The organism is Psychrosphaera ytuae (genome assembly GCF_017638545.1).
Taxonomy (GTDB): Bacteria; Pseudomonadota; Gammaproteobacteria; order Enterobacterales; family Alteromonadaceae; genus Psychrosphaera; species Psychrosphaera ytuae.
Window position 1 is genome coordinate 2,556,625 of the sequence record NZ_CP072110.1, and the last position, 25,130, is coordinate 2,581,754.

The following is a 25,130-nucleotide window of genomic DNA, read 5'->3' on the forward strand; positions in this document are numbered from 1 at the left end:
TAGCAGGGGATTGATAAATTTGAAAAAATACAAAACAGCGCAATGGTTCAATTACGATTGCGCTGTCTTTTAAACACTAGCTATCAATTACTTAGCAAGCGATAAAATATCTCTGGTTTTGGCCAGATCGATGTCGCCATGCTCACCAAGTTTCGTCATGCCATTTTTGTCTAAATTATCAATAATACGGTCGATCGCTTGGTCAAGCGTATCGCCCTGTAAATCGTAATCAGACATCTTAGTTTTAACCCCCATACCTTCAAAAAACTGAGTTACAGCGAAAATCGTTTCACGTATCGCTTGCTGCTCAGTGGCTCCGGTGAAAGTTAAGCCAAACACGCGGCGACCTAGTTGGAGGATTTTTTCTTTTTTCTGTTCTTGTTGAACTTGCATTAACGCCGGTAAAACAATGGCTAAGGTCTGAGCGTGATCTAGGTTATAAAGTGCAGTAAGTTCGTGACCAATCATATGGGTTGCCCAGTCTTGTGGTACACCACGACCGATTAGACCATTAAGCGCCATCGTCGCAGACCACATGATGTTAGCACGGACGTCGTAATCTTCTGGGTTGGCTAAGCCTTTAGGACCCTCTTCGATTAAAGTCTGTAAAATACCTTCAGCAAAACGGTCCTGTATCGGAGCATTCACAGGGTAAGTTAAATATTGCTCGATGACATGTACAAAGGCATCAACAACGCCGTTGCTGATCTGTTTTTTCGGTAATGAAAAAGTATATTCAGGATCTAAGACCGCAAACTGAGGCTGGACAGTCTCAGATGAGAAGCCTAACTTTTGAGAAGTCGCTTTTTTGGTGACAACCGAATTACCATTACTTTCCGAGCCCGTCGCTGGCAGTGTTAACACAGCACCAATTGGCAAAGGATCATAAAATGACGCACCCTTGGCCAGAATATCCCACGGCTCGCCATCGAAATTGACCGCGGCTGCGACAAACTTTGCACCATCAATAACACTTCCGCCGCCTACTGCCAGAATAAAATTAACGCTTTTTTCTCTTGCCAACTCGACGGCTTCGATCAGTGTTTCGTAAGAGGGGTTAGGCTCTACACCACTAAATTCAGTAACTTCATTACCATTAAGAGCGGTTAAAACTTGATCGTAAATGCCATTTTTTTTGATTGAACCACCACCGTACAACAACAAAACTCTAGCATCGTCCGGCAGCCTGTCAGAGACCTTCTTGATTTGACCTTTACCAAAAAGAATTTCGGTTTGATTTTTGAATGTGAAATTGAGCATAACGTCGCCTTGTGTTTGTTGTGGAGAGTAGAAATCTCGAATGAGCTAAATCAATGGGGACACAGAGTTTAATTTCAATGATGCGATCGATATTCGTCGATGAATGAGCGCGCTGGTAAGTTGATTCATCTTATCGCTGTTGAACGGTTGTACAAAAAATGTCTAAATTCTGATTGATTTTAAATCACACAACCTATGTTAAATTTTTGTACAGCCTTTCAGGGAGCGAACAATGCGAACCTTGTTTTCGAATACCATGCTGGTTATTTTGCTGGTGGTCAGTACGTTGGCCAATGCAACAGAAAAAGCTAATCCAAGAGCGGATTACATCCGTGCTAATTACACTAAATACGAATACCAAATTCCAATGCGAGATGGCGTTAAGCTATTTACCTCGGTTTATATTCCAAATGACGACTCTAAGTCGTATCCAATGATGTTTCAGCGTACGCCATACCGTGTTGCACCTTATGGTGCGAGCAACTACAAACGAGCTTTAGGGCCAAGTGAGTCATTTGAAAAAGATGGTTTTATTTTTGTTTTTCAGGATGTCCGCGGCAAGTTTATGTCGGAAGGTGAGTTTGTAAATATGCGTCCACAGGATGCGTACAAACGAGGCAAAAAGGCAACCGATGACGCGACGGATACCTACGACACTATTGATTGGTTAGTAAAAAATATTCCAAACAACAATGGTAAAGTGGGTATGTGGGGCACTTCATATCCTGGTTATTACACGTCGGTCGGCTCTATCAATGCTCACCCTGCACTGAAGGCGATTTCACCACAAGCGCCTATTGCTGACTGGTTTTTTGATGATTTTCATCGCAATGGCGCATTTGTGATCCCAATGGCGTTTATCTTTTTTGATACCTTCGACAAACAACGAGATGATACGCATGCGGCTTGGCCAAAGGGTATGGATTCGGTAACTCCGGATGGTTATCAATTTTTTAAAGAACTTGGCCCTTTAACTAACGTTAACAAAAACTATTTTAAAGGTACTCGACCGTTTTGGAATGAAGTGATTGCTCACCCAAATTATGATGAGTATTGGCAAGCGCGAGATGTACTGCAGCATCTAGGAAATACCAAACCAGCGACGTTAGTTGTGGGCGGTTGGTATGATACCGAAGATTTGTACGGTCCTTTGTATACCTATCAAACAATGTCGAACAAGAATAAAAAGGACCACGTCAAACTGGTTATGGGTCCTTGGTATCACGGCCAATGGAATAGTTCAGGTGGTGGCACTAAGCTAGGTGAAGCCCACTTTGGTTTTGATACTAGTAAGTGGTTTCAAGAAGAAGTTCAACTACCTTTCTTTAAGCAACACTTAAAAGACGGCGGAGACGCTAAATTAGCGACGGCAACAATTTTTGAAACTGGCGCAAATCGCTGGCGTAAGTTTGATGTGTGGCCACCTAAAAAGGCCAAGTCACAAACTTTATATTTGGCCGAAAATGAGTCTCTTAGTGTCAAAAAGGTCAACAGTGGCGCAAGCGAATACATCAGCGATCCGAACAAACCAGTACCACACTCTGCCAAGGTAAGTCGTGGTTGGGATCGTCCTTATATGGTCGAAGATCAGCGCTTTGCTGCTCGTCGTCCAGACGTTTTGGTGTTTGAGACCGAACCTTTAGAAGAAGACTTAACCATTGCTGGCCCGATTGATTTGGACTTATGGTTTTCGACGACACAAAGTGCCGCCGACATCGTCGTTAAACTGGTCGACGTATTTCCAGGAAAAGACGTAAACAACGATAAAGTCGACAGTAAAACAGGTAACCGTCATGAGTTGGTGCGTTGGAGTGTCATTCGTGGTCGTTTTCGTGACAGCATGAGCGAGCCAAAACCGTTTAAACCAAATACACCAGACCAGGTTAAATTTGAACTGTACGATGTGCTTCATACCTTTAAACGCGGTCACAGACTGCAAATTCAGGTTCAGAGCAGCATGTTCCCATTCATAGATATCAATCCACAAAAGTATGTGGAGAATATTTTTGAAGCCAAAGAAGAGGACTTTGTTAAGGCTTTCCACAAAATACATCACAGCCAAAAACACCCAAGTTCAATTAAATTCAAAACAATTGACTAAGCATGGAGTTGTGATTATTTGAGCACATTTACTTGACTCATTTTTAAAATTGACTAAATTGGATGTTTAGACGGCTAAACATCCAATTCGATTTGAGGCAAGTATGAAACCAGAAACTATCGCATTACACAGCGGCTATGAAAGTGAAGCCACGACCAAAGCAGCTACCACTCCAATTTATCAGACCACGTCTTTTACCTTTGATGACACTCAGCACGGCGCTGATCTGTTTGATCTTAAAGTCGCAGGTAATATCTACAGCCGAATTATGAATCCGACCAATGCGGTGCTAGAGCAGCGATTGACCGAGTTAGAAGGTGGTGTTGGAGCGTTAGCCGTGGCTTCAGGGATGGCGGCCATTCGTTACGCGATTGAGGCAATTGCTGATGTTGGCAGTAATATCGTTAGTGTTGGTCAAGTTTATGGTGGTACCTACAACTTATTTGCGCATACGTTTCCACGCCAAGGGATCCAAACCAAATTTGTCCAAGCTACAGACTATGAAGGTTTAGCCAATGCTATCGATGCGAATACTAAAGCGGTATTTTGTGAGTCGATAGGCAATCCAGCGGGTAATGTGGTTGATATTCAAAAGTGGGCCGACATTGCGCACGCCGCAGGGGTGCCTTTGATTGTGGATAACACAGTCGCTACACCAATTTTGTGTAAAGTCTTTGACCACGGTGCGGATATAGCCATTCACTCGTTAACCAAATACATTGGTGGTCATGGCACAACCGTAGGCGGGATCATTGTCGACTCAGGTAAGTTTGATTGGGCTGGCAACGCCGAACGTTTTCCTATGTTAACCACTCCAGATCCTAGCTATCACGGAGTAGTCTATACCGAAGCCTTGGGACCTGCTGCGTTTATCGGACGCTGCCGAGTGGTACCACTTCGAAATACCGGTGCCGCATTATCCGCACAAAGTGCATTTAACCTGTTACAAGGCCTCGAAACCTTAGCGCTTCGTATCGAACGTCACTGCGAAAATGCTGAAAAAGTTGCCGCGCACTTGCAGGCTCATCCAGCGGTATCTTGGGTTAATTATGCGGCGCTGCCAGACAATCAATATTATGAAACTTGCCAAAAAATCACTGGCGGTAAAGCCTCTGGTATCATCAGTTTTGGTTTGAAAGCGGAAAACTCAAGAGAAGCGGGTGGCAAGTTTATTGATGCGTTGCAACTTGTTTTGCGATTGGTGAATATTGGCGATGCTAAATCATTAGCGTGTCACCCGGCTAGTACGACACACCGACAACTTAACCCAGAAGAGCTGGCAGCAGCTGGTGTTAGCGAAGATATGGTTAGGATCTCTGTCGGTATCGAACACATTGATGACATCTTGGCAGACATAGATCAGGCGTTGGTGGCGAGCCAAGCGTAATAAAAAATCTTAAAAAATAAAAAGACCGACGCCAGTACATTTCATCCACTGCGTCGGTCTTTTAATTCGAGTCTTCTAATTTTGGCCTTTTGATTTTAGTGCTTTTTTAAAGGACAGTAATAACCGCGTCTTTATCAAGACGTACTTTTGGCAAACCGTGGTTCCAGTCTTCACCATCATTGGGTAAACACTTTTTAGATTTTGTTGATAATGGCTGTCGTGTATGGATATCGTTATCGTAACGATGCGTATTGTAATGCGCCGCACTTTCGTATAATTCGGTAGCTTGTTACCGTAAATGATGGTTGTTTTGTAATTGAACGGTAGATTTCTACCGAAATATTGCAAATATTGAAATCTAAACGGTAACAAACTACTGGGTGAATATTTCATTATTAAAATTTGACGGCGATATTTGTTTTGCCCCCATCTATGATTTTGCCCCTATGAAAGCCGATGAAGAAGGGATAACCCGTTTATTTAAGTGGGGACGAAATTGCGAAGTAGGTAGGCACGTTAATTTTGCAACCATTGCAGAGGAGCTTTCAGATTTTTGTGAGCCTAATGAAATGATTTTATTTTTGCGGCAACTGGCATAAAAATTAATCGACTTGCCTGAGCGATTGAAAAGATTACATTGCCCAAACGAGATATTAAATTTTCCGGCGATTGGTTTTAGTAACATTAAAACTAAGTTAGTGGCAATGGGAGTCTGTGATGGTTAGATTGTCTGGCGAACAACGAAAAGAAATCTTAGCGCAGCTTGAAAATGATCTTGCGAACAATGTTATCGGCATCGGCGATCTAGTTAAGCAGGTTCGTACCCAACTTTATGGTATGACCCAAACACAGTACGCGAAATTTATAAAGATATCTGATAAAACACTGCGCGATATCGAGAAAGGGAATACTGATCCTCGCGTCTCGGTCCTAAATAAAGTTTTAGCGCCTGGTGGCTTTCAACTATCCGTTAGGTCGGTTCGCCGCGATATATAAATTAGCTTAGGTCGAAGGGAGCTTACTCTGAATTTTGAAACTATTCAGTGAATAATGGAAGTGTTTTTACATTTCTAGTAAGTACTAACTCAGTAGTCAAGCCGAGTGCAAGTAGAAATGTCAGTTTTAGTCTGAACTAATTCTCTTTACTTCTAGCCATTAAATGTGGGCTTTCGTTTACTAACGCTTCGACATCACACTTTTCATTATAAGCATTTGCTAAATTTATCGTTCTACGTAGCATTTCATTTTTTAAAAACTTGGGTTCCAACACAACGATTGAATCTGAAAATCCACTTAAATAATTCGCAATAAAAAAAGGATCCGGCTCTTTTCTATTAAAGTGAATTGGAAAGCTTAATTCCATTTCAACGAGCCAACAGTTATCAGTCTCTAACTTCGTAAAAGTCGCTTTTTCATTTAAGGACGTTGACTCAAAGTGGCTTTTTACCCATGTATGACAAATGGCAGAAAATTTTTCTCTTGATTCATACTCGACTTTTTTCACCGCAACAAATAACTCATTCGATTTTTTTACTTCGCATAATTTTCTTATTTCAAAGTACCTAGTAGTTTTAGTTTTATGCTCATACGCTAATACTTTTAATTGCTGATTTAAAAGTACGACTCTTTGTGGCGATAAAATTAACGGAGTATAGTCATAATTATCGTGAATCGAACGGTACTTTGCTGAAAAGCATTCTTCATTGAAGGTACAGTCAAAAACAAACTGCCAAGCTTTTCGTTCTTCAATTGTGGCTGATTCGTGATCTAACGCGCTATGCATATCATAACCCATCGGATTGAAATCTATTTTAGACAAATATTTTGTTAGCTCTGAGTAATCTAATACTTTTTCAGCTTTTTTAAATTCAGTTTGTAACGCTAAAAAAATATGAGGAGGAATTAGTTCAGGTAGATATTCTTTAATAAACGCAAATGCAAAGGCTCTTTCTTCTGACATTTGAAACTGTTCAACAGCATCATCTTTGTCTTTTTGTGAGGTCCAGTAATACCAATATGCATTTCCCTTTTTTACTCTACAGAGTCCTTCTCCTTCATCATCTAGCATAGAAGTGATAATTCGAGATGCGTTTTTCTTGAAAGAATCAAATGAGTCTTGGCTTTCTTTTCTGAAGCTAGACAGTCGGTTTTCAATTAAATCTTTTATTTTAATCGCTTTATCTTCACCGACATCAATGCTTCGCACGATCGCGTTTCTAAATTCTGAATTTGATGACTTCATACAATTGAGCAAACTTTATAGGACAAGTGTTGTCTCGATACTCTTTTAAAATGCCATTTATGTCAATTGAGGAGTAACTTTTATGCTGTCTGAACAACTATTGAATGTCATGAAAATGTTTTGTGAGCCATCGCTTTATAAAGACTTTTCAACGAGTACAGAAATTATAAACGTGATTAATCAACTCTCATTAGGACAGTTAAACACAAATAGAGAAAAGTATGTTGTTTCATGTCTTATTCACTCGGTACAAGAATCCTTTGAATCAAGTATACAAAGAACTAGTGACTCGGTGGTCATGTCTGAACTGACGAAACTGATCGATGAACTTAAACAATTTCAATCAACATTACTCTCTGAAGAAAGGGTGATGCACTAATGAAAACCTCCAATCAAGATCTTATTAGAGTATTTCACATTAAACGATGTGGACACACCCAGATTGACAATGATCAACATTTAGATATTTAGGAGTGCTTTTATGCAGTATCAACCAAAAGAAGTCTATATCGGGGGTTTTAACCCTGTTTATGAATGTGTTCAAAACGGCTTTTTCTTAATAGGTGCGGGTAAACTTGGCGTTATGTTTTCTATTGTAGTGATGAGAGGAGATATTCTATTTTGGGTTAGTGCTTTTATCGGAACCGTTACACTGCTGAGAGCTAAGCGCTGGTATGATAAATGGCTGGATCGAGAGCTTAGAATCAAGTGTATCGATATTAACTATATCGAAAGATTAAGTGACGAAACTGCGCCTAAATACAAAAAACAACAAGCCATCACAGCTATAACGAATAGGGCATCGAGAGTATGGTGGAGCTATTTGCTTTTCTTTACTCCTCACATGGCTTTATCAGGCTTTTGTTGGTGGCTTCTAAATGCTTGGGGAACTATAGGCTAGTAGCATTTCTCTTTAGCTGAGAAAATATTCAAATAACGATAGGGTAAATTATGGCGAATCGATTAATTATTGAGTTTAGTGAAGAAGCAACTGAAAATTACTTAAGACTAGTAAGTCGAAAATCTGAAACCGAAGTTGAAATGGATATGGAGCCATCTGGTGTTAAGCTAGAAATTGATATTGGACCTGCACATTACGGTTATGAGGCTGAAATTACAGGTAAGTCTATAGGTGAAGTCTTTGTGAAGCTTGAACATACAGGTTCACCTAAATTAAAATCATAAGATTTCCCACTTTTGGGTAGCAAAATTTCGGCAGGCTTGGCCTGCTCCCGAACCTAGTTTTTGGCCAGTTGGGTTAGTCACTGAATAAGTAAATTTTCTGCATGTTTGGTATAAAATACCTCGTTTATAATCTTCAAAGTAATCTTCTACATTCACGTTAAATACGTAGCAAGTGTCTATGTTCGTCCAAATATATTCTTGGTTTGGTTCGCCTGACTGGAAAACTCTTGAGAGTTGTTCAAAATCCCAATGCCCAAAAGCTTCATATTGGTCTATTTTGCCATCGTTATTGTCATCAATGGCGCCATTTATTGGGCCTCTGTTATATTGTTTAACCTTGCTATATAAATCGGTGGGTAAGCCGCAATTAGCGTTGATAATTGCACAGCCAGAAAGGTTTAGAGCAAGTATTACATTGAGGCGTTTATGCATCCTTTTCCTCCTGAAATACTAATATGTTTAACCCTTTCTGAATCAAAAACTGTTCAAACTGAGCAACTAAATGGTGATAAATTTGAGAAAAACTACCAACAGCAGCTATTGATTCAACGAAGTTTGTTTCGTTTCCTGTAATGTCATGTATTTCTGCCTGTGCTTCTAAGAAAAGATAGGACTTTTGACTTTGAATCTTATCAATTTGAATACTTGAAATAGTTAATCTATAACTTAAATCTTCAGAGAATAAGACTCCCGTTTGGGCTATTAAGAGATAAGCTGAAGCAACCGTGCTCGGCTCTATGCTAATTAAAAAGTGCTCTTCATTAACTGTTTCGCGATTCATTGATTCACCAATTTATAATTTATCTATTTAAGTAAGCCTACGAAAAAGTTAGGACGTTTTTTGTCCCAACAAAAAGTTAATCTTTTGTTTGGGAGGTTGCTATGACTAATTTAGAATTTTGTTTAATTTGGGCAGGAGATCATGTTATTCACAGTAAAGTTGAATACGAATTTCATTTGGAGCAAATCAGACGTTCTCTTTTAAATAAGCCAGCAGATAGTGAATATGGCTTTATGTTTTGGACTGCGGCTTGTGAAGCATATGAAATCAAAAATAACTTGCCTTCAAAAGTAGATGAAGTTTATACAAATACGTGGTTATGTAATTGCTCATAATTTGATGAATCAATTGCAGTTTTGCTTTTAATGATTGAATATAAATTTATTGGGACGTTTCATGTCCCAAGTTAAAAGTAGAGTTATGGAAAGACTAGATTACAGGAAGTATTGAAGTGAGCCATCCACGCTATTTGACTAAATCACGATTTAAGTTAGCCACTGAGTGCCCAACAAAATTGTTTTATACGGGTAAAAAAGAATACTTGGATAACAAGCTTGATGACCCGTTTCTTGCCTCATTAGCTGATGGCGGTTTCCAGGTGGGTGAATTAGCGAAGTGCTATTATCCTGAAGGTCATGACATTACTTCTTTAGATTATGAAGAATCAGTTCAGAAAACCAATGAATTGTTAAAGCAGGACAACGTCGTTATTTTTGAGCCTGCCATTCGCTTTGGCAACTTATTTGTTCGTGTTGATATTTTAGTTAAACAAGGCAATGAATATCAGCTCATTGAAGTTAAAGCCAAGTCATATTCGGCTAAAAATGATAAAGACTTTTTAAACAAGTCTGGAAAGTTAGACTCAAAGTGGAAGCCATATATTTTTGATGTGGCGTTTCAAAAATACGTATTAAAACAAATCATACCCAGTGCGATTGTCAGCAGCTATTTGATGGTGGTTGATAAAGATACACCTTGCCCGGTAGATGGCTTAAATCAGAAGTTTAAATTAACTCGTGATGACAGGAATAGACGAGGAGTGTCTGTTTCTAATTCGTTATCTGCATCAGACTTATCAGTAAAAATTCTCAAAAAGATAAATACCGACAAAGCGGTTCAAATTGCTTATGAAACCGAATTGCAAACGGGTATGCCAGTAGAAGGCTTCATCCCCAATATCGAAGTGCTCGCAGAGCAATATGCTAATGATGAAAAGGTGATACCTGTCATTGGCTCAAAGTGCAAAAGTTGTGAGTTCAAATGCTCGGAAGAAGATGAGGCGAATGGTTTTAAAAGTGGCTTTAAGGAATGCTGGAAAGAACAACTTCATTGGAAGGACGAAGATTTTAATGAGCCAACAGTATTAAGCATCTCTAACTTTAGAGGTTCAAATCGCTGCATCGAAAATGGCAAAGTAAAGCTAAAAGACCTCTCGCCAGAGGATATCAATTATGAAGAATCTTCAACGCCAGCACTTACATTAAAAGAAAGGCAGTGGCTTCAAGTAGAGAAAGTAAAAGATAGCGATTCAAGTGTGTATTTTGATGTTGATAGCATGCGAAACGAAATGGCATCTTGGACTTACCCTCTTCATTTTATCGACTTTGAAACCTGTGCAGTGGCGATACCATTTTATAAAGGAATGTCGCCATACGAAGGCATAGCCTTCCAATTTTCACATCATATGTTGCACGAAGATGGGCGTGTGGAGCATGCAGGTGAGTTTCTTAGCTCACAGGTTGGTGAGTTCCCCAACTTTAATTTCGTAAGGGAATTAAAAGCACAATTAGAAAAAGACAACGGTACTATTTTCAGATATTCCAACCATGAGAACTCTTATCTCAATATGGTTTATCAGCAATTGAAACTGTCGGGTGAGGTGGATAAAGGCGAGCTTTGTGGCTTTATAAAGTCAATAACTAAGTCTTCCAACAACAGCAAAGACAATTGGCTCGGTGATAGAAATATGGTTGACCAATGGGAGCTAGTTAAAAAGTATTATTACGACCCTGCCACAGGTGGCTCAAACTCTATTAAGGCAGTGCTACCTGCCATATTAAATAGCTCTCAATTTTTACAAGAAAAATACGAACAACCTATTTATGGGACTAAGGAATTACCTAGCTTAAATTTTAAGAACAAAGCTTGGATTGAATTTGATGACAATGGAAAAGTAAAAGACCCTTATAAGTCATTGCCAAAAATGTTCACAGAAGCATCTGAGCATGACATTGAACTGCTATCAGAATCCGATGAACTGAATAATGGTGGTCTCGCCTTGACTGGCTATGCTCGACTTCAGTTCACCGAGATGTCGGACTATGAAAGGAAAGAGCTAGAGCGCGGACTATTGATGTACTGTGAGCTAGATACATTAGCAATGGTGATGATCCAAGAAGCTTGGAGGGATATGATTAATGAAAGCAAATAGAGTTAGCATTAAGCTTTTTGTTGCTGTGTATGGCAAAGACAAAGATGCTGTTAAAAAACTCGAAGGCATTATAAAAAAGCTCTCAAATACCCATACTTGTATAATGCCTCCTTCGGGTAGCAACATGAAATACGGTGAAATTCTAGTATTGGATGTTTTTAATGACATCAATGAGCCTAATTATGCCCCAATCTCAGAAGTCGACTGGTGCATTCAAAAAGCTTCTGAATTTTTAGTAGAGCAAGATTTGGAATTCAATTGGGCACATTACTCCTATATTACAGTTTCTTCCCGTTTTCCGGTTTGTATTTCAGAATTTGATGTCGACAACAATGGTGGCTTAAATAAATCGGTTACGTTGGATACTGATTTAGCCGCTCTTCGGGAGTTGTCTAGCCGAGGTATCGAAATACATTTTGATAACCAAATAGTTCTAAATTCACCTGTATTCTTAAAGCTTTATTGGTTGTGGATTAGGACTTATCAGCGCATAAAGTTTTGGTTGCGGCCGCAAACAAGTGACGATTTGCTTTAAGAAGGTGCTTTCAACAAGCCAGAATCGATTCAGAGGTGTGAAGTATAGGACATAAAATGTCCTATTAATTATGTACTATGCAGGCAAATAGATTGATTAGCCAACGGAAGTTGGCAGGAAGTAATAATGAATAAACAACAATATTTAGCGGCACCAGAGATTACTGAATTCATCTTCTTTTTTAAGCAGTTACTAAGCGGTCAACAGGGAAGTTTTATCCAAAATTATGTCCCAGAAAAAAACAAATCAAAACCCTTTAATATCCTTAGTTTCAAAGAAGCTTTTGAAAACTACTTTTGGGAAGGTAAGGATTACATCCATAGTCAAAATACTCTCAATGAACTAGCCAAAAAACTTAGAGAGGCGATAGATTCAAATAATCAGACAGAAGCCTTAATCAATAGCCTCAGAGTATTAGATTGGGGAGGTGTTGTTGTCAGGCACCCTGTTCGTTGGCTGGTTAATGCCCATGAAAATAAACTGTTGTGTAGAAAGCTTATTCAGTGCCGATCACTGTTGGACTCAGATAGTGACGAAGGCTTCGAGTTATTTGACGGAAATATTGAACTTAGATCAGATTCAGCCACGACCAAGTTATTCTCATTAATTAGCAACAGATCTGTAATCTATGATGATCGTGTAGGAGCTGCAATGGCAGCAATAGCGCGAGCTTTTCTCTCGAAATCCAATGCCCATAAAGTTCCGGAGACTCTAAATTTTATGAGAGGAAGTGGAAAAAGAAACCCCTCTGACAAAATTTACAAATTTAGAAATAAAAAGTCAGGAGAGTTGCACGCGCTATCTAACTTAAAGACCAATTGGATTCTAGGAGAATTGGCGCAGTCAGAAGAGTTTATGGTCGCTTTTAACAGCTCCACTAATCTCGATAGTTCGTCTATCTCCGAAAGGATGAGAATTTTAGAGGCCGCACTTTTCATGATTGGATATGACATTACAACTATTGAGTCAATAGGCTAAATGTATCAGCCAAAAAGCTGATATTGAAATACCCAACTAGCTGTGTCTCTGGATTTAACGTCGATATAAAGATCTTGATAAATACTTTCGAATGCAGGCTGACCTTGTTCAACCAATTCGGCCACTCGATTGTTTTTTTTATTACAGACATGGAATACCTCATTTACTCGTTTTTAAAGTGGAGTAAATGAGGTGAATGAGGTGAATGAGGGTGACAAAGCACCAGTTGAATCACCACATTGGCCTAAAAAGCGCTATATAAAACATAAAGTTTTAAAAGTTTTCTTAAATATTTCTGCTCTAACGCCTTAAATTACATGGTATTTGGCTAAATTCCCTTCCAAATTGCGCAGATAGTATCTCTATTCAATATTCTGGATCTGAATATTGTGTTTGTCTTTAAAATCTATTTAAAACAATGTTTTAGTTTATTTAATTGTGATTTTTTTGTTTTTAGTAACCGGTTTAGTAACCATGTTACCAACCTGTTTCAGTATTTTTATACTTGTTCACTTAGCTAGCCTACTAGGCGCTTTCCTTTGATTGCTTCTAACAACTTTTTGCTTTTTAAGCGTAGATACCCATAATTACGTTTCTAGTTTTATGGTTAAATTGTTAAGCATGACTTGATTGTTGTAATTGATTGATAATATCTAGCGCAAAATCTTCATCTCGATCAAAAGCCGTATTCATCAAATAGCTATTGAGAGAATCACCTACCCCATGCAATGACGCCACCTCTTTAATGAACAAGTCTGAACTATTCATAATATCTATATTCACAGGACCTTTAGCCAGAGTAATTATCTCAGAATCAACGTCATAATTAGGAAACCTTATTTCATTTAAAGTTAGTATCGCTAAACATTGCTCGATAAGTTTATTATCTAACGCCCTTATTTTATCAATATTGAAAGTCACTTCTTCATCCTTTGCTCTTAATATTTGTGATACAGCTTGCGTGGCATTTACACCCATTGCGATGATTTCTGTAACGTCCTTAGTTGATATCGCTTTCATTGTTGCCGTAATTAACTGCAACTCAGGAAACTTTTGCAATTTTTTTGCAAGCTCTAACAGCAAATTATCATCAGCAAAAATCAATACCCTTCCGCTAACATATCTCAATTTAGGAATAAGTCGTTTTCTCTGGTAAATAGTTAGGTCATCTGACTGTTCTAGAAGTGTATTAAACTGCTCCAATAAAGCTGTTTCACAAAGCTTGGCTTGTTTTAATAAATGGTCTACGTCAATTTTATTTACGGCCCTGAAAGACCAATTATATTTATTCAGCCAATCTTGGAACCTCTCTAAATTATTAGATTCATTAACAACGTTTGAATAATCTAAAATAGGGAGCCTAATATTCTGTTTTAAAAACTCTTTAGACAATAGCTTTTGTCGGTGAGGCTTTGCGATTAAATAACGTTTAACATCTGCGATAAACGCCACCCATGAAAGCCCGAGACTAGACTCAAAGTCATTTTCTCCCTCAAGCCACTCTTCACATGTTACTTCAAAATCCTTGTCACCAATGTGCAGCTCTAAGTTAAATTCACTTAGCTCTTCAACTAATATTTCCCGCCACTTTTTGCATTCATGTGGATTACCAACAAATGCTATATCATCAACATACCTAAAGTACTTGCCTTCTGTTATGTTATGCATCTTCTCATCCAAAGAGTCTAGCAATAAATTAGCAATTACATGACTAAATGCCGGCCCTGTCAGTAAACTAGGTTCACACTTAAGAGAAGCGTTTGAGTGCTGTTGTCTATTAAGTAAATTATGTCCTAATAATTCAAACTTACTTTCCAAATCCGACTTCTGGCAAAATTTTTGCCAGACTTGGATAGCCAAATCAGTATGTATACTGGGGTAAAATTTCTTAATATCTGTAATAAGCACCATACCATTTTCTACAGACCAACAGGCGTTGGCAATATCAGCTTGCCGCTCTTTGTACCCGATAAAATAAGGGTTAAAAACGCCTGATTTATCTGATTCCTCTGTAAATCGATAGCTATAAACATATGGTTTCGGATGAAATATAGAATGTTTAGAAAGCTCCACTAACAAGGCGGTCTCAGATAAAGCCTCATTAGGAGCAGGCAAGTATATTTCTCTATGGGTAATAGCACCGCTTTCTGATAATTCCTTAAAATGGAACGTTTTTAGATAAGAAGCTTCACCTTGACAACTTGACAATCGTGTAGATACATCACGAATCCACCGACATTTTTTAGCCGAGACGTTTTTGAGGTAATACCTGAGACCTAAATAAGATAGAACGTCTCGTTTACGATATTGATTAAGAGTTTTTACTGCTAATAATGAGGAGTTTGGCATATTATTAATCCAAAGGTAAATCAAAACGAGCAATAGTTAAACGAATAGGAAATGTTCCATCTTTAATAGGTTGTTCACACTTGATATCCGCTAACCCATATGGTTCATTTTCTTCGCTCTCACCGCCTACAAAAGTTAAAATAGGTTTAAATAGTTGCTTAAACCAAGTACTCATTCTTGGAAAAAAGTGATCCAGGACGTTATTTTTTTGCGGTTCGATCCAGATAGCAGCGCTCAGCTGATCTCTACTGTGAATGAATATTTCAGAAATCTGTTTTTCAGCTTCTTTCCATTTACTGTTACCTTCCAAAAGCCCTGAAAAATTACTTACGACAAGAAGCCTTGAGTCGCAATTTTGGCTTCTTATTGTAATTTGACGAATTAAATCTGCATTGTTTATTCGATCCAATACATCCCAATGTAAAATTGTATATTCGAAACTTATTGCTTGTTCTTTTAACGGCTCTATTAATTCATCAAGTTGTTTCTTAAGATAGCTTCTAGCTGATTCAGATATTTCCCCTGCGACAATTGATATATCTAGAGGAATACGAGGTAATACACTTTGAGTTCTCAATTCAGCTAATGTCGTTAAGATACTAATGACAGCGGCACCAGAGCCACTAGGCAAATCAGCTAAAAAGACTCTTTGACCTGCAAAAATCTCAGCATAAGCGTCAGAAACTTTTGACAATTGGTTTTTGGGATCGAGTAATGAGAGAATTACTCTCCCACAAGAACCATTATACCTCCAAGCTAAGTGCTTATCAGTTTCTTCCTTGCTTATGCCACCAATAAAGCCTTTATCTGCCTTTTTTGTAGCTAATTCTGATAAGTTATTATCTTCAAGCAACAGCTTCCATTTCTCAACTAGCAAGTTCGGTAGCTTTATTATTTTCCTATCTTTACACCATAAGGAGTTAGGTAAATCTTCCTTTTTAATAAACCGTTCCATTTATTAATAATATTCCTTGATGTAACCATATGCTCTATCAAACAGCACTTGGTCTTTATGTAATTTGTATTTAAGCAAAGCTTTGCGTAGTGATTTTTGTACTTCTCGTTCACCACCTACCGTGTTTTGCCAGCCTGGGAAGTTGACTACCCTTACGATTGCATCAATGTCAGTAACTATGCGTTCTACAACCGTAGGGGTTTCATCAGTTTTAAGTTCAAGGAACAGTTCTGTAAGTGCAGCTTTTGGTGATTTCTCTTGAAGTTCTTGTTCTAACTCTTTTTCAGCTTTAACCGTGTCTTTGGCTATAGCGCAGAGCTCTTTTACGAATTCAATTGAAGTGATTAAGCCTTTCTCCGCTTTGTCACGTAGCTCTTCTAAACGCTCACTTAACTTTTTAAAATTGGCGTTTCCGCCGTGCTTAACAAAGCGTTTAATTAGGTCTTTTTCGAGCTGTTTAATTTTCTTGGGATCAGGGTTGTTAAAGATGTTTTCGATAACATCTGCATCTAAAACAAACTCTTCTAGCGTATGCACTTCACCTACATGAATGTTCTCGTGGATTAATTGTGTGGTTTGCGCACCCAGTGCCAACCACAGTATTTTACCTACGTTATCCGATGCCGGTTTTACCGATTCAAATACCTGAGCAAGCCATTTGTAGTCTTGGTTATAAACATCCAAGATATTATCAGGTGATAAAGACTCCCATAACTTAGCAAGGTACTTAAAGTCTTTGGCAAAGGCATCTTTCTTTTCATCGGTATTAATAGCGTTCTGTGCCGCTTCTAAGCCTTCAAACCCATCAAGAGTTCTATCTACCCCTTCAAAGTGTCTTAACGCATCAGCCATTGCTTGTGGCAGTCGAGAACGTAAATCGCCAAGATTAGTAATAACCTGTTTAACACTTTGCTCGTCAAACTCTAGCGCTTTAGCGGCATCATCAAACACACCAAAGTAATCAACAATACAACCAAATGTTTTTTGCGGATATAAACGGTTTGTGCGACAAATTGCCTGTAGTAACGTATGGTCTTTTAATGACTTGTCTAAGTACATGGTTTGACAAATCGGGGCATCAAAACCGGTTAACAGCTTTGCTGTCACAATGATGAATTTAAGCTCTGATGTTGCGTCATTGTACTCATCAACAATCTTTTCTTGCTGGCTTTTATCTACCGCCCACTTTTGCTTAAACTCAAAATCATCGTTGGCAGTAGTCGAGATTACAACTTTACTGGCCTCTTCTGGGAAGTACTTATCTAATTCTTCTTTGTATTGCACACAAGCATGACGATCTGGTGTGACTATCATGCCTTTAAAACCATGAGGCGCTACTTTTGCATTAAAGTGTTCAGCGATGTCTTTTACGATTTTTTCAACACGTTCAGGTGATTTCAAAAACGCTGACATTTTTGCTGACTTCTTGTTTAGCTCATCGGCTTCTTCGTCAGTTAGCGCAGCACTTTCTTTAAACTCTTCAAACGCTTTATCTAATGCGTCTTTATCAACATGGACGTCAACCAGTCGTGGTTCAAAGTGCAGAGGTAGTGTTGCTTCATCTCGAATTGAATCATGGAAGGTATAACGTGACATATAGCCACCTCTATCTTCCTCTGAGCCAAACGCCCAAAAGGTATTTTTATCTGCCTTGTTAACTGGCGTACCGGTTAAACCAAACAAAAATGCATTGGGTAATGCCGCTCGCATTTGTCGTCCTAAATCACCTTCTTGAGTTCGGTGAGCCTCATCCACCAATAGAATGATGTTTTCTCTATCATTCATATTAGGTTTAGCGTCTCTGAATTTATGGATCATTGAAATAATGATCTTACGAGTATCACGCTCCAACATTTGTTGAAGTTCTTTAATGCTTTCTGTGCTTTCAACATTGGCCACATCTGCCGCATTAAAGGTTCCGCTTATTTGTGTATCAAGGTCGGTTCTATCAACAAGAACAATTACGGTTGGGCTTTTAAGCTCTGGTGCTCGTCTTAGCTTTTGTGCAGCAAACACCATGAGTAATGATTTACCTGAGCCTTGGAAGTGCCATATCAGGCCTTTCTTAATTTTGCCTTCAATAACACGCTGGACGATTTTATTCGCCCCTTCATACTGCTGAAAGCGAGGAATCACCTTAATGCGTTGTTTTTTCTTGTTAGTGGTAAACAAAGAGAAGTTACGCATAATATCGAGTAATCGAGCCGGGCTAAGCAAGTCTGTGAGCTCTTTACCAATTTCAGCTAAACCTAGTGCTTTAGATATTTGACTGTCATTTTCTTCTATACGCCATGGAGCCCAAAACTCTAACGGACAGCGAATCGCACCATAAAACAGCTCTTTGCCTTCTGTGGCAAAAGACAAAATGTTTGGCACAAACAATTGCGGTACGGCATTTTCGTAAATTTGATGGATGTCATGGGCACCATCTAACCAACTTACTGAGGGTCTAATCGGTGTTTTGGCTTCACCAACCACCACAGGTATACCGTTAATCATTAATACCACATCAGGTATTTTGGTTTCTCTGTGGTGAATACGAAACTGGTTAGTTAATATATAATCGTTTCGAGTTAAGTCTTCAAAATCAATTAGCTTAACGGATACATGACGATTGTTTTCACCAAACGGCATGGTTTTTTCGCCAGTCATCCAAGCGAAAAATTCTTCGTTGGCTTTAACCAGTCCAACCTGATTTACCGAAATTAAAATAGCTCGGAGTTTATGTATTACTTCATCCGCCAAGTTTGGGTTAGCCTCAATCTCAGGGTTAAGACGAATTAACGCCTTAATCAGCTGCGATTCAACTAATACTTCATTTACACCACGCCCTAGCTTTTCTGGCGGTTGGAATTGCCACTTAACACCCAAAGTTGGTTGTGGCTCTGATACTTGATTGGCATTTAAATTAATGCCACTTAGTTGATGGATGATGTAGTGTTCCACACTATTTAATTCGGTAAATCCCATACCTAAAACACCTTGCTAATCAATATAGATTGTAATTTGAAAACAGACTCTATTTTTGTTTTTTGCGCATTAATATTTTTCTTTATTTTGTCTAGTTGATTCACAGTAGCTAATTGCTTCTCTTTAGACTCAGGGTATCGAACCTTAAAAGCTTTAAACGTATCAATGCTAAGATTTTTCTGAGCGCTTTCTGTTGCCAAGCCATCTACTATTTTTTGTTTGTAATTCAGATAATAATATAAGTATTCTTGGCTTATTTTTTCTGGCTTAGCTTGTATACCGACTAAGCTATCAGTAAAGGCACTATCAAAACTCAATAACCCCACATACCCGATATTGGCAGCTATTGTCATAACAATTGTTCCTTTCGGAAACATTTTACTAATAGATAAGCCAAGCTCATTCAATGTTTGCGAATAAGACGTTATATATTTATCAGAATTAACTACTTCACTTGTTTGAATGAATGGAATTTTCCCTCCATAAAATTGAGGAGCATTCCTAGGGCGGTGTGCAAATTTTCCTCTTTGAACTGAGGCGACTTCCAAAATTCCTTCCTTATTAAACCCCTTACCATTAAATAGCTCTTTCTCAGAACTATTAAAAAGGATTTGTAAGTTCGAAAGTAAATTGCGTTCAACTTCAAGTAACTGACTTACTTCTCTAAGCAATTTTAACAAGTATTGTTGTTTCTCTATGTTTGGAAGTAGAAACTCAAAATTCGATAAATCTTTAAACTTCACTCTCGGAGACAGACCTCCTGCTGAATGAGTCACTGCATGATCAAAAAACTTTTCATTGTTTACAACGAAAGGTAATAGTTCAGGAAGAAGCAATGCTTCTCTAGCTCGCATAACCGTGATATCGCCCGAACAAATACCTTCAAACCCGGCTTTGGCAGCCTTCTTCAAATAAGCTCGGCGGCGACCAAATAAAACGTCACCTTTACAAAACTTTTTGGTAAACGTTGTACTACCTTCAATACTAGCAGATCGGCGTAAATTCATATCGCCACTATCAATATGCTCTAAACCTACAACATGCTCTATACCTTCAGTAACTGGGTCTTTAACTGACTCTTTTGGCTCAAACACCACATCGCCAAACTTTACTTTTTTCCAGTCTGATTTATCGATAGAAAAGTTTTTAATAGCTTCCATGTCGAACATTACACTAGCTCCTTAAATAACTTTTCCATTGATTGTTTTAGGTTATCTGATGACTGTTGCCATTCTTGATAAGCTGCCGTAAAACAGGCTTCCTCGCTGCTAACTAAAGAGTCTGGTCGAACATAAAGGTTAATCGCCATATTAGCTTTTCTATCTAGAACCTCTTGTTTATCGACTAACAAAGCAAAGTTCTCTTCACTTTCAAAATTGCTATACGCATTAAATATTTTGTCTATATGCACTTGGTCTAGGTAGCCAATGTTTTTATCCTGTCTAACTTCTTTTACCGCATTTATAAACAAGATTTTTCCCTTCTTATGATCTTCCTTGTTTGTTTTAGTAATCAACAAACATGCTTCCATTGGCGAGTTATAAAAGAGGTTTGGCCCCAAGCCGATTACACACTCAACTAAGTCTTGCTCAATCATTTTCTTGCGCATTTCTGTTTCAGCATCGCGGAACAAAATGCCGTGTGGCCAAAGTGATATTGAGCGGCCATTGCCTAAATCTAAGCTTTTTTGAATATGTTGCTGGAATGCATAATCGGCACAACCTTGCGGTGGTGTGCCCCACAAATTACGCCCATACGGATCATTTTCGAATGCGCCACGATCCCATGATTTAATTGAGTATGGCGGGTTAGCTAGGATGACGTTAAACTTTTTAAGCTCATCGTTCTCTAGCAAGCCTGGATTAGACAAAGTATTGCCTCGCACAATATCGAACTCCTCGATGCCATGCATAAACATGTTCATACGAGCAATAGCGGAAGTTAACAGGTTAATTTCTTGACCATATAACTTCAGTGTTCGGTATTCTTTGCCTTCGTCTTTTAAATGCAAGGCGCAGTTAAGCAATAAACCACCAGAACCACAGGTTGGGTCATATACCGACTCACCTGGTTGTGGGTCCATAATCATAGTCATCAGCTTAACTACTGTACGGTTGGTATAAAACTCCGCTGCGGTATGGCCGCTGTCATCAGCAAACTCTTTAATTAAGTACTCGTAAGCGTTACCTAATTTATCGTCAGGCACATTTTTAAGATTCAGTTTATGCTGCGAGTAATGCTCAATAAGGTTAGTGAGCATGGCATCAGAAAGTCGGTCTTTATTGGTCCAACTGGCATCACCAAAAATACCATCTAAGGTATCCGGGTTAGCTTTTTCAATAGCACGCATAGCATTTTGCAGTGCTAAGCCTACGTTGGTTGTCACCTCACGAACATCTTGCCAGTGAGCACCAACCGGGATTTGGAAATGGTGGTTTTCTGCAAAAGCAGCATATTCTAAATCACCATCACTTTCCGCTAAGGCGTTGTCAAACTCTTCATCATATACATCTGAGATGCGTTTAAAGAACATTAACGGGAATATGTACTGCTTGTAATCACCCGCATCGATAGTGCCACGTAAAGTAGTTGCAGCACCCCAAAGGTATTTTTCTAATTCTTGTTGAGTCATCATGCCTCAGCTACCTCTTCAGCGTCATGATGGACAGTAACATCTAGCATTTTTATTAACGTTGATTTCAATTTCTTTCGTCTGTTTTCGTTAAATATTAAATAGTCTTCAAACTCTAATGATTCTTCCGAATCTATATAATGCTGTCTTAAAAAGCTTTGCTGATCAGATTCACTTTCATACTCGGCTTTTAGCCATTCTTTAAATGGTTTGTTGCTCTTTTCTATATTTGTAGTGGCATGCAATAGCTGCAAATTTGCTAATTCATTAACACTGTCGTTGTATCTTTCAATTTGATCTTCACTGAAACCAAGTTTTCTCATATTACGTTTTTTGAACAGAGATTTTGGATGTATATGATCTTGGTGATATTTGAAAGTGTAATTCAGCCCTGGGTATAGCAAAGTGAGTGCGCAATATGTTTTAGCTTTGCCGTATTGGAGGTCTAATAAACTTTCTATATCGTCTTCAGTGAAGCTGATAGTTTTTCGTCGTCCACGGTAGTAAGCAATTGTTTCTGCGAGAGGGAATTTTCCTAAATTATCGTTGATAAGTTCTCTCATTGCTGGATAAATATTATCCGGTTGCCCACCAAATGTCCCCTTAAGAAGCACTCGTGCTAACCACTCCCTAATAGCCTTTCTATCTTTTTCTCGTTCAGCACTATGCAATATTTTGCTATCTAAACGATTTTTGTAAATGAAATAAGCAATGGGGATTATGGTGTTCGTAGCAAGTAAATTATCTCTGCTGTATCCAATTTTTGACACTAGCTCTATCGCTAGCTTTAATGCACCTGACGCTTCATCCCAGTTTTCCTCAATTTTAGCCATGTTAGCTTTGTTGAAGTTATCAACTTTAAATTTAACATCTTTAAAATCGGCTAAAACTAAGCAGGCCTTTAGCACCAGGTCTTTATTGAACGAGAAGCCATCACCTATCTGGTTGATATCATCAACAAAATCATGAATAACTTCTCTAGCATCTTTTTCTTGCCATTGAGCTGTCGCAATTGAAAGCAATAAATCAGAATAACTTAACTTTGTTCCGCCACTGTTTATTCGTATAAATATCTGTAGCACTTTATCAAGCTCTTCACCTTTTTCTTCGTAATAGCTTATCGTGCCTTTTTGGTGCACTACGTTAAAAAACTCATTTAATGTGCGCAACGCAAATGTAGTACTTTCTTGAGAATATTTAGATGTATCAGTTAAGCCCTCTAACATCATGTATTCCATGACTTTACTAACATCACTAAACTCTAAAATTTTTCCACATTCAAACCAGTAATAGCCCTCTTTTGGCTTGGCATCACTCTCTGTAAGAAACTTAAAATCATATTCAACTTCAATGTCATCAGAACTTTTAAGCAGGTTTAAGTACAACTTTTTCTTAGGGTAAGCATGTGAACTACTTTTTCTGTAATAAGGCATCTTTTTAGAATAAGAGCCTGTTAGCGCCACATACATTGAAGTCATACGTTGTTGACCATCAAGTAAAGCAATTATGTCTTCTTCATCAGACAGATCAGCTTTTAAATTATGGCGACTATCTTTTTCATGGTAGTTCTTTAGAAATTCATAGAACTGAAAATCCTTTACTTTATTCTTATCAACTTTCCAGAACAAAAAGGTACTAATTGGATAGTCTCGCATTAAAGAATCAAACAACGTCTCTATTTGACCCGTATCCCAGACAAACTCTCGCTGTATTGCCGGCAAAACATAATGACGTTTTCTGATATTGTTTATTGCGTCTTTTATGGTAATTGGTATCTGATACGCCATTTATAAAAATCCTTTTAAAACTTGCTTAAATTTTTCTTCAGCTTCAAGGCTTGCTTGCCATGCTTGTTTTAAATCAGCCATAGCTTCTTCAACAGACGGTAAGTTGTCTTCAATGATCTTTTCTACATAAAGTGGAATATTAAGGTTAAAGTCGTTTTCTTTTAACTCTTCCATTGAAGCGACTTTCACGTAGTTCTCGACATCTTGATAGTCGTGATACCAATCGTAAATTTGTTGAACGTGATTTGGCTCTAAGAAGTTTTGAGCTCGGCCAACTCGAATTTGATCAGAGGCATCAATAAACAACACTTTACCTTTCTTATCAGCCGGTTTATTTTTTTTAAAAACCATGACACAAGCGGCGAGTTGAGTTCCGTAGAATACATTTGGTCCTAAACCGATTACCGCTTCTAATAAATCGCTTTCTAGCAGTTGTTTTCGGATTTTCCCTTCGGCAGCTTTTCTAAATAACGCACCGTGCGGTAATACAACAGTCATACGGCCGGTGCTGTTCATTGACTTAACCATGTGTTGCACCCACGCCATATCACCATTGCCTTTTGGTGGTACCCCAGCAATGTTACGCCCATAAGGATCATTAGCCCAAGTATCAGCGCCCCAATCTTTTAACGAGAATGGTGGGTTGGCAATGACACAGTCAAAGGTTTTAAGGCCATCCGCCTCAAAGAACCCCGGATGACGCAATGTATCGCCACGCAATATTTCAAAGTCTTCTATGCCATGTAAGAACATATTCATACGAGCAATTGAACTTGAAGTTAGGTTCTTTTCTTGCCCAAAGAGTTTTAGCGTTCGATAATCTTCTTTATTGTCTTTAAGGTGATCAACACACTCAAGCAACATACCGCCTGTACCACACGCCGGATCGTAGATAGTTTCACCTTCGTGCGGATCTAGGATTAAGCCAAGAAGATGTACCACAGAGCGAGGCGTGTAGAACTCCCCAGCTTTTTTATTGGTTAAGTCAGCGAAGTGTTTAATCAAGTATTCGTAGGCGTTACCCAACATGTCTGGGTCAACATTTTGATTTCCTAGGGTGTACTGAGAAAAGTGTTCAATTAGGTTTATCAGCAATTCATCCGATAGCTTATTTTTGTTGCTCCACTGTGCATCACCAAAAATTCCGTATAAAAATTCTTGGTTAGCTTGTTCTATACCTCGCAGAGCATTTTCAATTGCAGAACCTACATTGGTTGTGATCTCACGTACATCTTTCCAATGGCAACCGTCAGGTATTTCAAAGCGGTGAAATTCTGGTAATGCTGCGTACTCTTCATCACCATCTGATTCTTCTAGAGCAATACGAAACTCTTCATCGTATACATCGGAAATACGCTTAAAGAAAAGTAATGGGAATATGTATACTTTGAAGTCAGAGGCATCAACTGGACCTTTTAATATCCAGGCAGCTTTCGATAAGTATTGCTCTAGTTGGGAAAGGGTTATTTTTGTCGTCATTAATTTTTTACTTTTTAATTAAGCCGTAAATTTAAAGTAGGTGGCTATCTTCTCATTG

21 protein-coding genes are annotated in these 25,130 nt (G+C 38.5%); 10 read left to right on the top strand and 11 right to left on the bottom strand.

Annotation, left to right across the window (positions count from 1 at the left end):
- Positions 1-87 precede the first annotated feature (87 nt).
- Complete coding sequence (locus J1N51_RS11360) at positions 88-1,260, bottom strand: iron-containing alcohol dehydrogenase (RefSeq protein WP_208831381.1); 1,173 nt, start codon at positions 1,258-1,260, stop codon at positions 88-90.
- A 232-nt stretch (positions 1,261-1,492) separates the two neighbouring features.
- Between J1N51_RS11360 and J1N51_RS11365 the strand changes: the two genes are divergently transcribed.
- From J1N51_RS11365 to J1N51_RS11380, 4 genes are all read left to right on the top strand, one after another.
- On the top strand, positions 1,493-3,361 hold the full coding sequence (locus J1N51_RS11365) for a CocE/NonD family hydrolase (RefSeq protein ID WP_208831382.1): 1,869 nt from the start codon (positions 1,493-1,495) through the stop codon (positions 3,359-3,361).
- Positions 3,362-3,464: 103 nt separating this feature from the next.
- Positions 3,465-4,748 carry an O-acetylhomoserine aminocarboxypropyltransferase/cysteine synthase family protein gene (locus tag J1N51_RS11370; protein ID WP_208831383.1) on the top strand — a complete coding sequence of 428 codons (1,284 nt, stop codon included), beginning with the start codon at positions 3,465-3,467 and terminating at the stop codon, positions 4,746-4,748.
- A gap of 380 nt (positions 4,749-5,128) precedes the next feature.
- Complete coding sequence (locus J1N51_RS11375) at positions 5,129-5,347, top strand: hypothetical protein (protein ID WP_208833465.1); 219 nt, start codon at positions 5,129-5,131, stop codon at positions 5,345-5,347.
- A 118-nt stretch (positions 5,348-5,465) separates the two neighbouring features.
- Positions 5,466-5,744 carry a helix-turn-helix transcriptional regulator gene (locus J1N51_RS11380; RefSeq protein ID WP_208831384.1) on the top strand — a complete coding sequence of 93 codons (279 nt, stop codon included), beginning with the start codon at positions 5,466-5,468 and terminating at the stop codon, positions 5,742-5,744.
- Between the two features lie 136 nt (positions 5,745-5,880).
- On the opposite strand, the gene J1N51_RS11385 is transcribed toward J1N51_RS11380, so the two are convergent.
- On the bottom strand, positions 5,881-6,954 hold the full coding sequence (locus tag J1N51_RS11385; RefSeq protein ID WP_208831385.1) for a WYL domain-containing protein: 1,074 nt from the start codon (positions 6,952-6,954) through the stop codon (positions 5,881-5,883).
- Positions 6,955-7,471: 517 nt separating this feature from the next.
- Here J1N51_RS11385 and J1N51_RS11390 point away from each other — a divergent pair.
- Both J1N51_RS11390 and J1N51_RS11395 read left to right on the top strand, forming a co-directional pair.
- A complete protein-coding gene (locus tag J1N51_RS11390) occupies positions 7,472-7,891 on the top strand; it encodes a hypothetical protein (protein ID WP_208831386.1) in 420 nt (139 codons plus the stop codon).
- 50 nt (positions 7,892-7,941) lie between these two features.
- A complete protein-coding gene (locus tag J1N51_RS11395) occupies positions 7,942-8,175 on the top strand; it encodes a hypothetical protein (protein WP_208831387.1) in 234 nt (77 codons plus the stop codon).
- Here J1N51_RS11395 and J1N51_RS11400 read toward each other — a convergent pair.
- Entirely contained in the window at positions 8,170-8,607 is a 438-nt protein-coding gene (locus J1N51_RS11400) for a hypothetical protein (protein ID WP_208831388.1), read from the bottom strand. The genes J1N51_RS11395 and J1N51_RS11400 overlap by 6 nt on opposite strands.
- Complete coding sequence (locus J1N51_RS11405) at positions 8,600-8,956, bottom strand: hypothetical protein (RefSeq protein WP_208831389.1); 357 nt, start codon at positions 8,954-8,956, stop codon at positions 8,600-8,602. The genes J1N51_RS11400 and J1N51_RS11405 overlap by 8 nt, the downstream gene beginning before the upstream one ends.
- Positions 8,957-9,057: 101 nt before the next feature.
- Between J1N51_RS11405 and J1N51_RS11410 the strand changes: the two genes are divergently transcribed.
- From J1N51_RS11410 to J1N51_RS11425, 4 genes are all read left to right on the top strand, one after another.
- Positions 9,058-9,291, top strand: a complete 234-nt coding sequence (locus J1N51_RS11410) for a hypothetical protein (RefSeq protein ID WP_208831390.1) — start codon at positions 9,058-9,060, stop codon at positions 9,289-9,291.
- Positions 9,292-9,407: 116 nt separating this feature from the next.
- The gene (locus J1N51_RS11415; RefSeq protein WP_208831391.1) at positions 9,408-11,387 is read left to right on the top strand and encodes a DUF2779 domain-containing protein; all 1,980 of its coding nucleotides are present in this window, start codon (positions 9,408-9,410) and stop codon (positions 11,385-11,387) included.
- A complete protein-coding gene (locus J1N51_RS11420) occupies positions 11,374-11,922 on the top strand; it encodes a hypothetical protein (RefSeq protein ID WP_208831392.1) in 549 nt (182 codons plus the stop codon). The genes J1N51_RS11415 and J1N51_RS11420 overlap by 14 nt, the downstream gene beginning before the upstream one ends.
- 126 nt (positions 11,923-12,048) lie before the next feature.
- Positions 12,049-12,900: a hypothetical protein gene (locus tag J1N51_RS11425; protein ID WP_208831393.1), complete on the top strand. Its 852-nt coding sequence runs from the start codon at positions 12,049-12,051 to the stop codon at positions 12,898-12,900.
- Positions 12,901-13,515: 615 nt separating this feature from the next.
- On the opposite strand, the gene J1N51_RS11430 is transcribed toward J1N51_RS11425, so the two are convergent.
- Genes J1N51_RS11430 through J1N51_RS11460 form a run of 7 tightly spaced genes read right to left on the bottom strand, consistent with a single transcriptional unit; the run spans position 13,516 to position 25,072 of the window.
- Positions 13,516-15,249 carry an RNA-directed DNA polymerase gene (locus tag J1N51_RS11430; RefSeq protein ID WP_208831394.1) on the bottom strand — a complete coding sequence of 578 codons (1,734 nt, stop codon included), beginning with the start codon at positions 15,247-15,249 and terminating at the stop codon, positions 13,516-13,518.
- Positions 15,250-15,253: 4 nt separating this feature from the next.
- Complete coding sequence (locus J1N51_RS11435; RefSeq protein ID WP_208831395.1) at positions 15,254-16,204, bottom strand: hypothetical protein; 951 nt, start codon at positions 16,202-16,204, stop codon at positions 15,254-15,256.
- A 3-nt stretch (positions 16,205-16,207) separates the two neighbouring features.
- Positions 16,208-19,174: a type I restriction endonuclease subunit R gene (locus J1N51_RS11440; RefSeq protein WP_208831396.1), complete on the bottom strand. Its 2,967-nt coding sequence runs from the start codon at positions 19,172-19,174 to the stop codon at positions 16,208-16,210.
- Positions 19,175-19,176: 2 nt separating this feature from the next.
- Complete coding sequence (locus J1N51_RS11445; RefSeq protein WP_208831397.1) at positions 19,177-20,343, bottom strand: restriction endonuclease subunit S; 1,167 nt, start codon at positions 20,341-20,343, stop codon at positions 19,177-19,179.
- The gene (locus J1N51_RS11450) at positions 20,343-21,809 is read right to left on the bottom strand and encodes a type I restriction-modification system subunit M (protein WP_208831398.1); all 1,467 of its coding nucleotides are present in this window, start codon (positions 21,807-21,809) and stop codon (positions 20,343-20,345) included. Before J1N51_RS11450 ends, J1N51_RS11445 begins: the two co-directional genes overlap by 1 nt.
- On the bottom strand, positions 21,806-23,593 hold the full coding sequence (locus tag J1N51_RS11455) for a GmrSD restriction endonuclease domain-containing protein (RefSeq protein WP_208831399.1): 1,788 nt from the start codon (positions 23,591-23,593) through the stop codon (positions 21,806-21,808). The genes J1N51_RS11450 and J1N51_RS11455 overlap by 4 nt, the downstream gene beginning before the upstream one ends.
- Positions 23,594-25,072: a type I restriction-modification system subunit M gene (locus J1N51_RS11460; protein ID WP_208831400.1), complete on the bottom strand. Its 1,479-nt coding sequence runs from the start codon at positions 25,070-25,072 to the stop codon at positions 23,594-23,596.
- Between the last annotated feature and the right edge of the window lie 58 nt (positions 25,073-25,130).

What these genes read in the sequence shown, in the direction of transcription:
- J1N51_RS11360 (WP_208831381.1), bottom strand. Translation starts at nt 1,260, where the DNA reads ATGCTCAATTTCACATTCAAAAATCAAACCGAAATTCTTTTTGGTAAA.
- J1N51_RS11365 (WP_208831382.1), top strand. Translation starts at nt 1,493, where the DNA reads ATGCGAACCTTGTTTTCGAATACCATGCTGGTTATTTTGCTGGTGGTC.
- J1N51_RS11370 (WP_208831383.1), top strand. Translation starts at nt 3,465, where the DNA reads ATGAAACCAGAAACTATCGCATTACACAGCGGCTATGAAAGTGAAGCC.
- J1N51_RS11380 (WP_208831384.1), top strand. Translation starts at nt 5,466, where the DNA reads ATGGTTAGATTGTCTGGCGAACAACGAAAAGAAATCTTAGCGCAGCTT.
- J1N51_RS11390 (WP_208831386.1), top strand. Translation starts at nt 7,472, where the DNA reads ATGCAGTATCAACCAAAAGAAGTCTATATCGGGGGTTTTAACCCTGTT.
- J1N51_RS11395 (WP_208831387.1), top strand. Translation starts at nt 7,942, where the DNA reads ATGGCGAATCGATTAATTATTGAGTTTAGTGAAGAAGCAACTGAAAAT.
- J1N51_RS11400 (WP_208831388.1), bottom strand. Translation starts at nt 8,607, where the DNA reads ATGCATAAACGCCTCAATGTAATACTTGCTCTAAACCTTTCTGGCTGT.
- J1N51_RS11405 (WP_208831389.1), bottom strand. Translation starts at nt 8,956, where the DNA reads ATGAATCGCGAAACAGTTAATGAAGAGCACTTTTTAATTAGCATAGAG.
- J1N51_RS11410 (WP_208831390.1), top strand. Translation starts at nt 9,058, where the DNA reads ATGACTAATTTAGAATTTTGTTTAATTTGGGCAGGAGATCATGTTATT.
- J1N51_RS11420 (WP_208831392.1), top strand. Translation starts at nt 11,374, where the DNA reads ATGAAAGCAAATAGAGTTAGCATTAAGCTTTTTGTTGCTGTGTATGGC.
- J1N51_RS11425 (WP_208831393.1), top strand. Translation starts at nt 12,049, where the DNA reads ATGAATAAACAACAATATTTAGCGGCACCAGAGATTACTGAATTCATC.
- J1N51_RS11430 (WP_208831394.1), bottom strand. Translation starts at nt 15,249, where the DNA reads ATGCCAAACTCCTCATTATTAGCAGTAAAAACTCTTAATCAATATCGT.
- J1N51_RS11435 (WP_208831395.1), bottom strand. Translation starts at nt 16,204, where the DNA reads ATGGAACGGTTTATTAAAAAGGAAGATTTACCTAACTCCTTATGGTGT.
- J1N51_RS11440 (WP_208831396.1), bottom strand. Translation starts at nt 19,174, where the DNA reads ATGGGATTTACCGAATTAAATAGTGTGGAACACTACATCATCCATCAA.
- J1N51_RS11445 (WP_208831397.1), bottom strand. Translation starts at nt 20,343, where the DNA reads ATGTTCGACATGGAAGCTATTAAAAACTTTTCTATCGATAAATCAGAC.
- J1N51_RS11450 (WP_208831398.1), bottom strand. Translation starts at nt 21,809, where the DNA reads ATGATGACTCAACAAGAATTAGAAAAATACCTTTGGGGTGCTGCAACT.
- J1N51_RS11455 (WP_208831399.1), bottom strand. Translation starts at nt 23,593, where the DNA reads ATGGCGTATCAGATACCAATTACCATAAAAGACGCAATAAACAATATC.
- J1N51_RS11460 (WP_208831400.1), bottom strand. Translation starts at nt 25,072, where the DNA reads ATGACGACAAAAATAACCCTTTCCCAACTAGAGCAATACTTATCGAAA.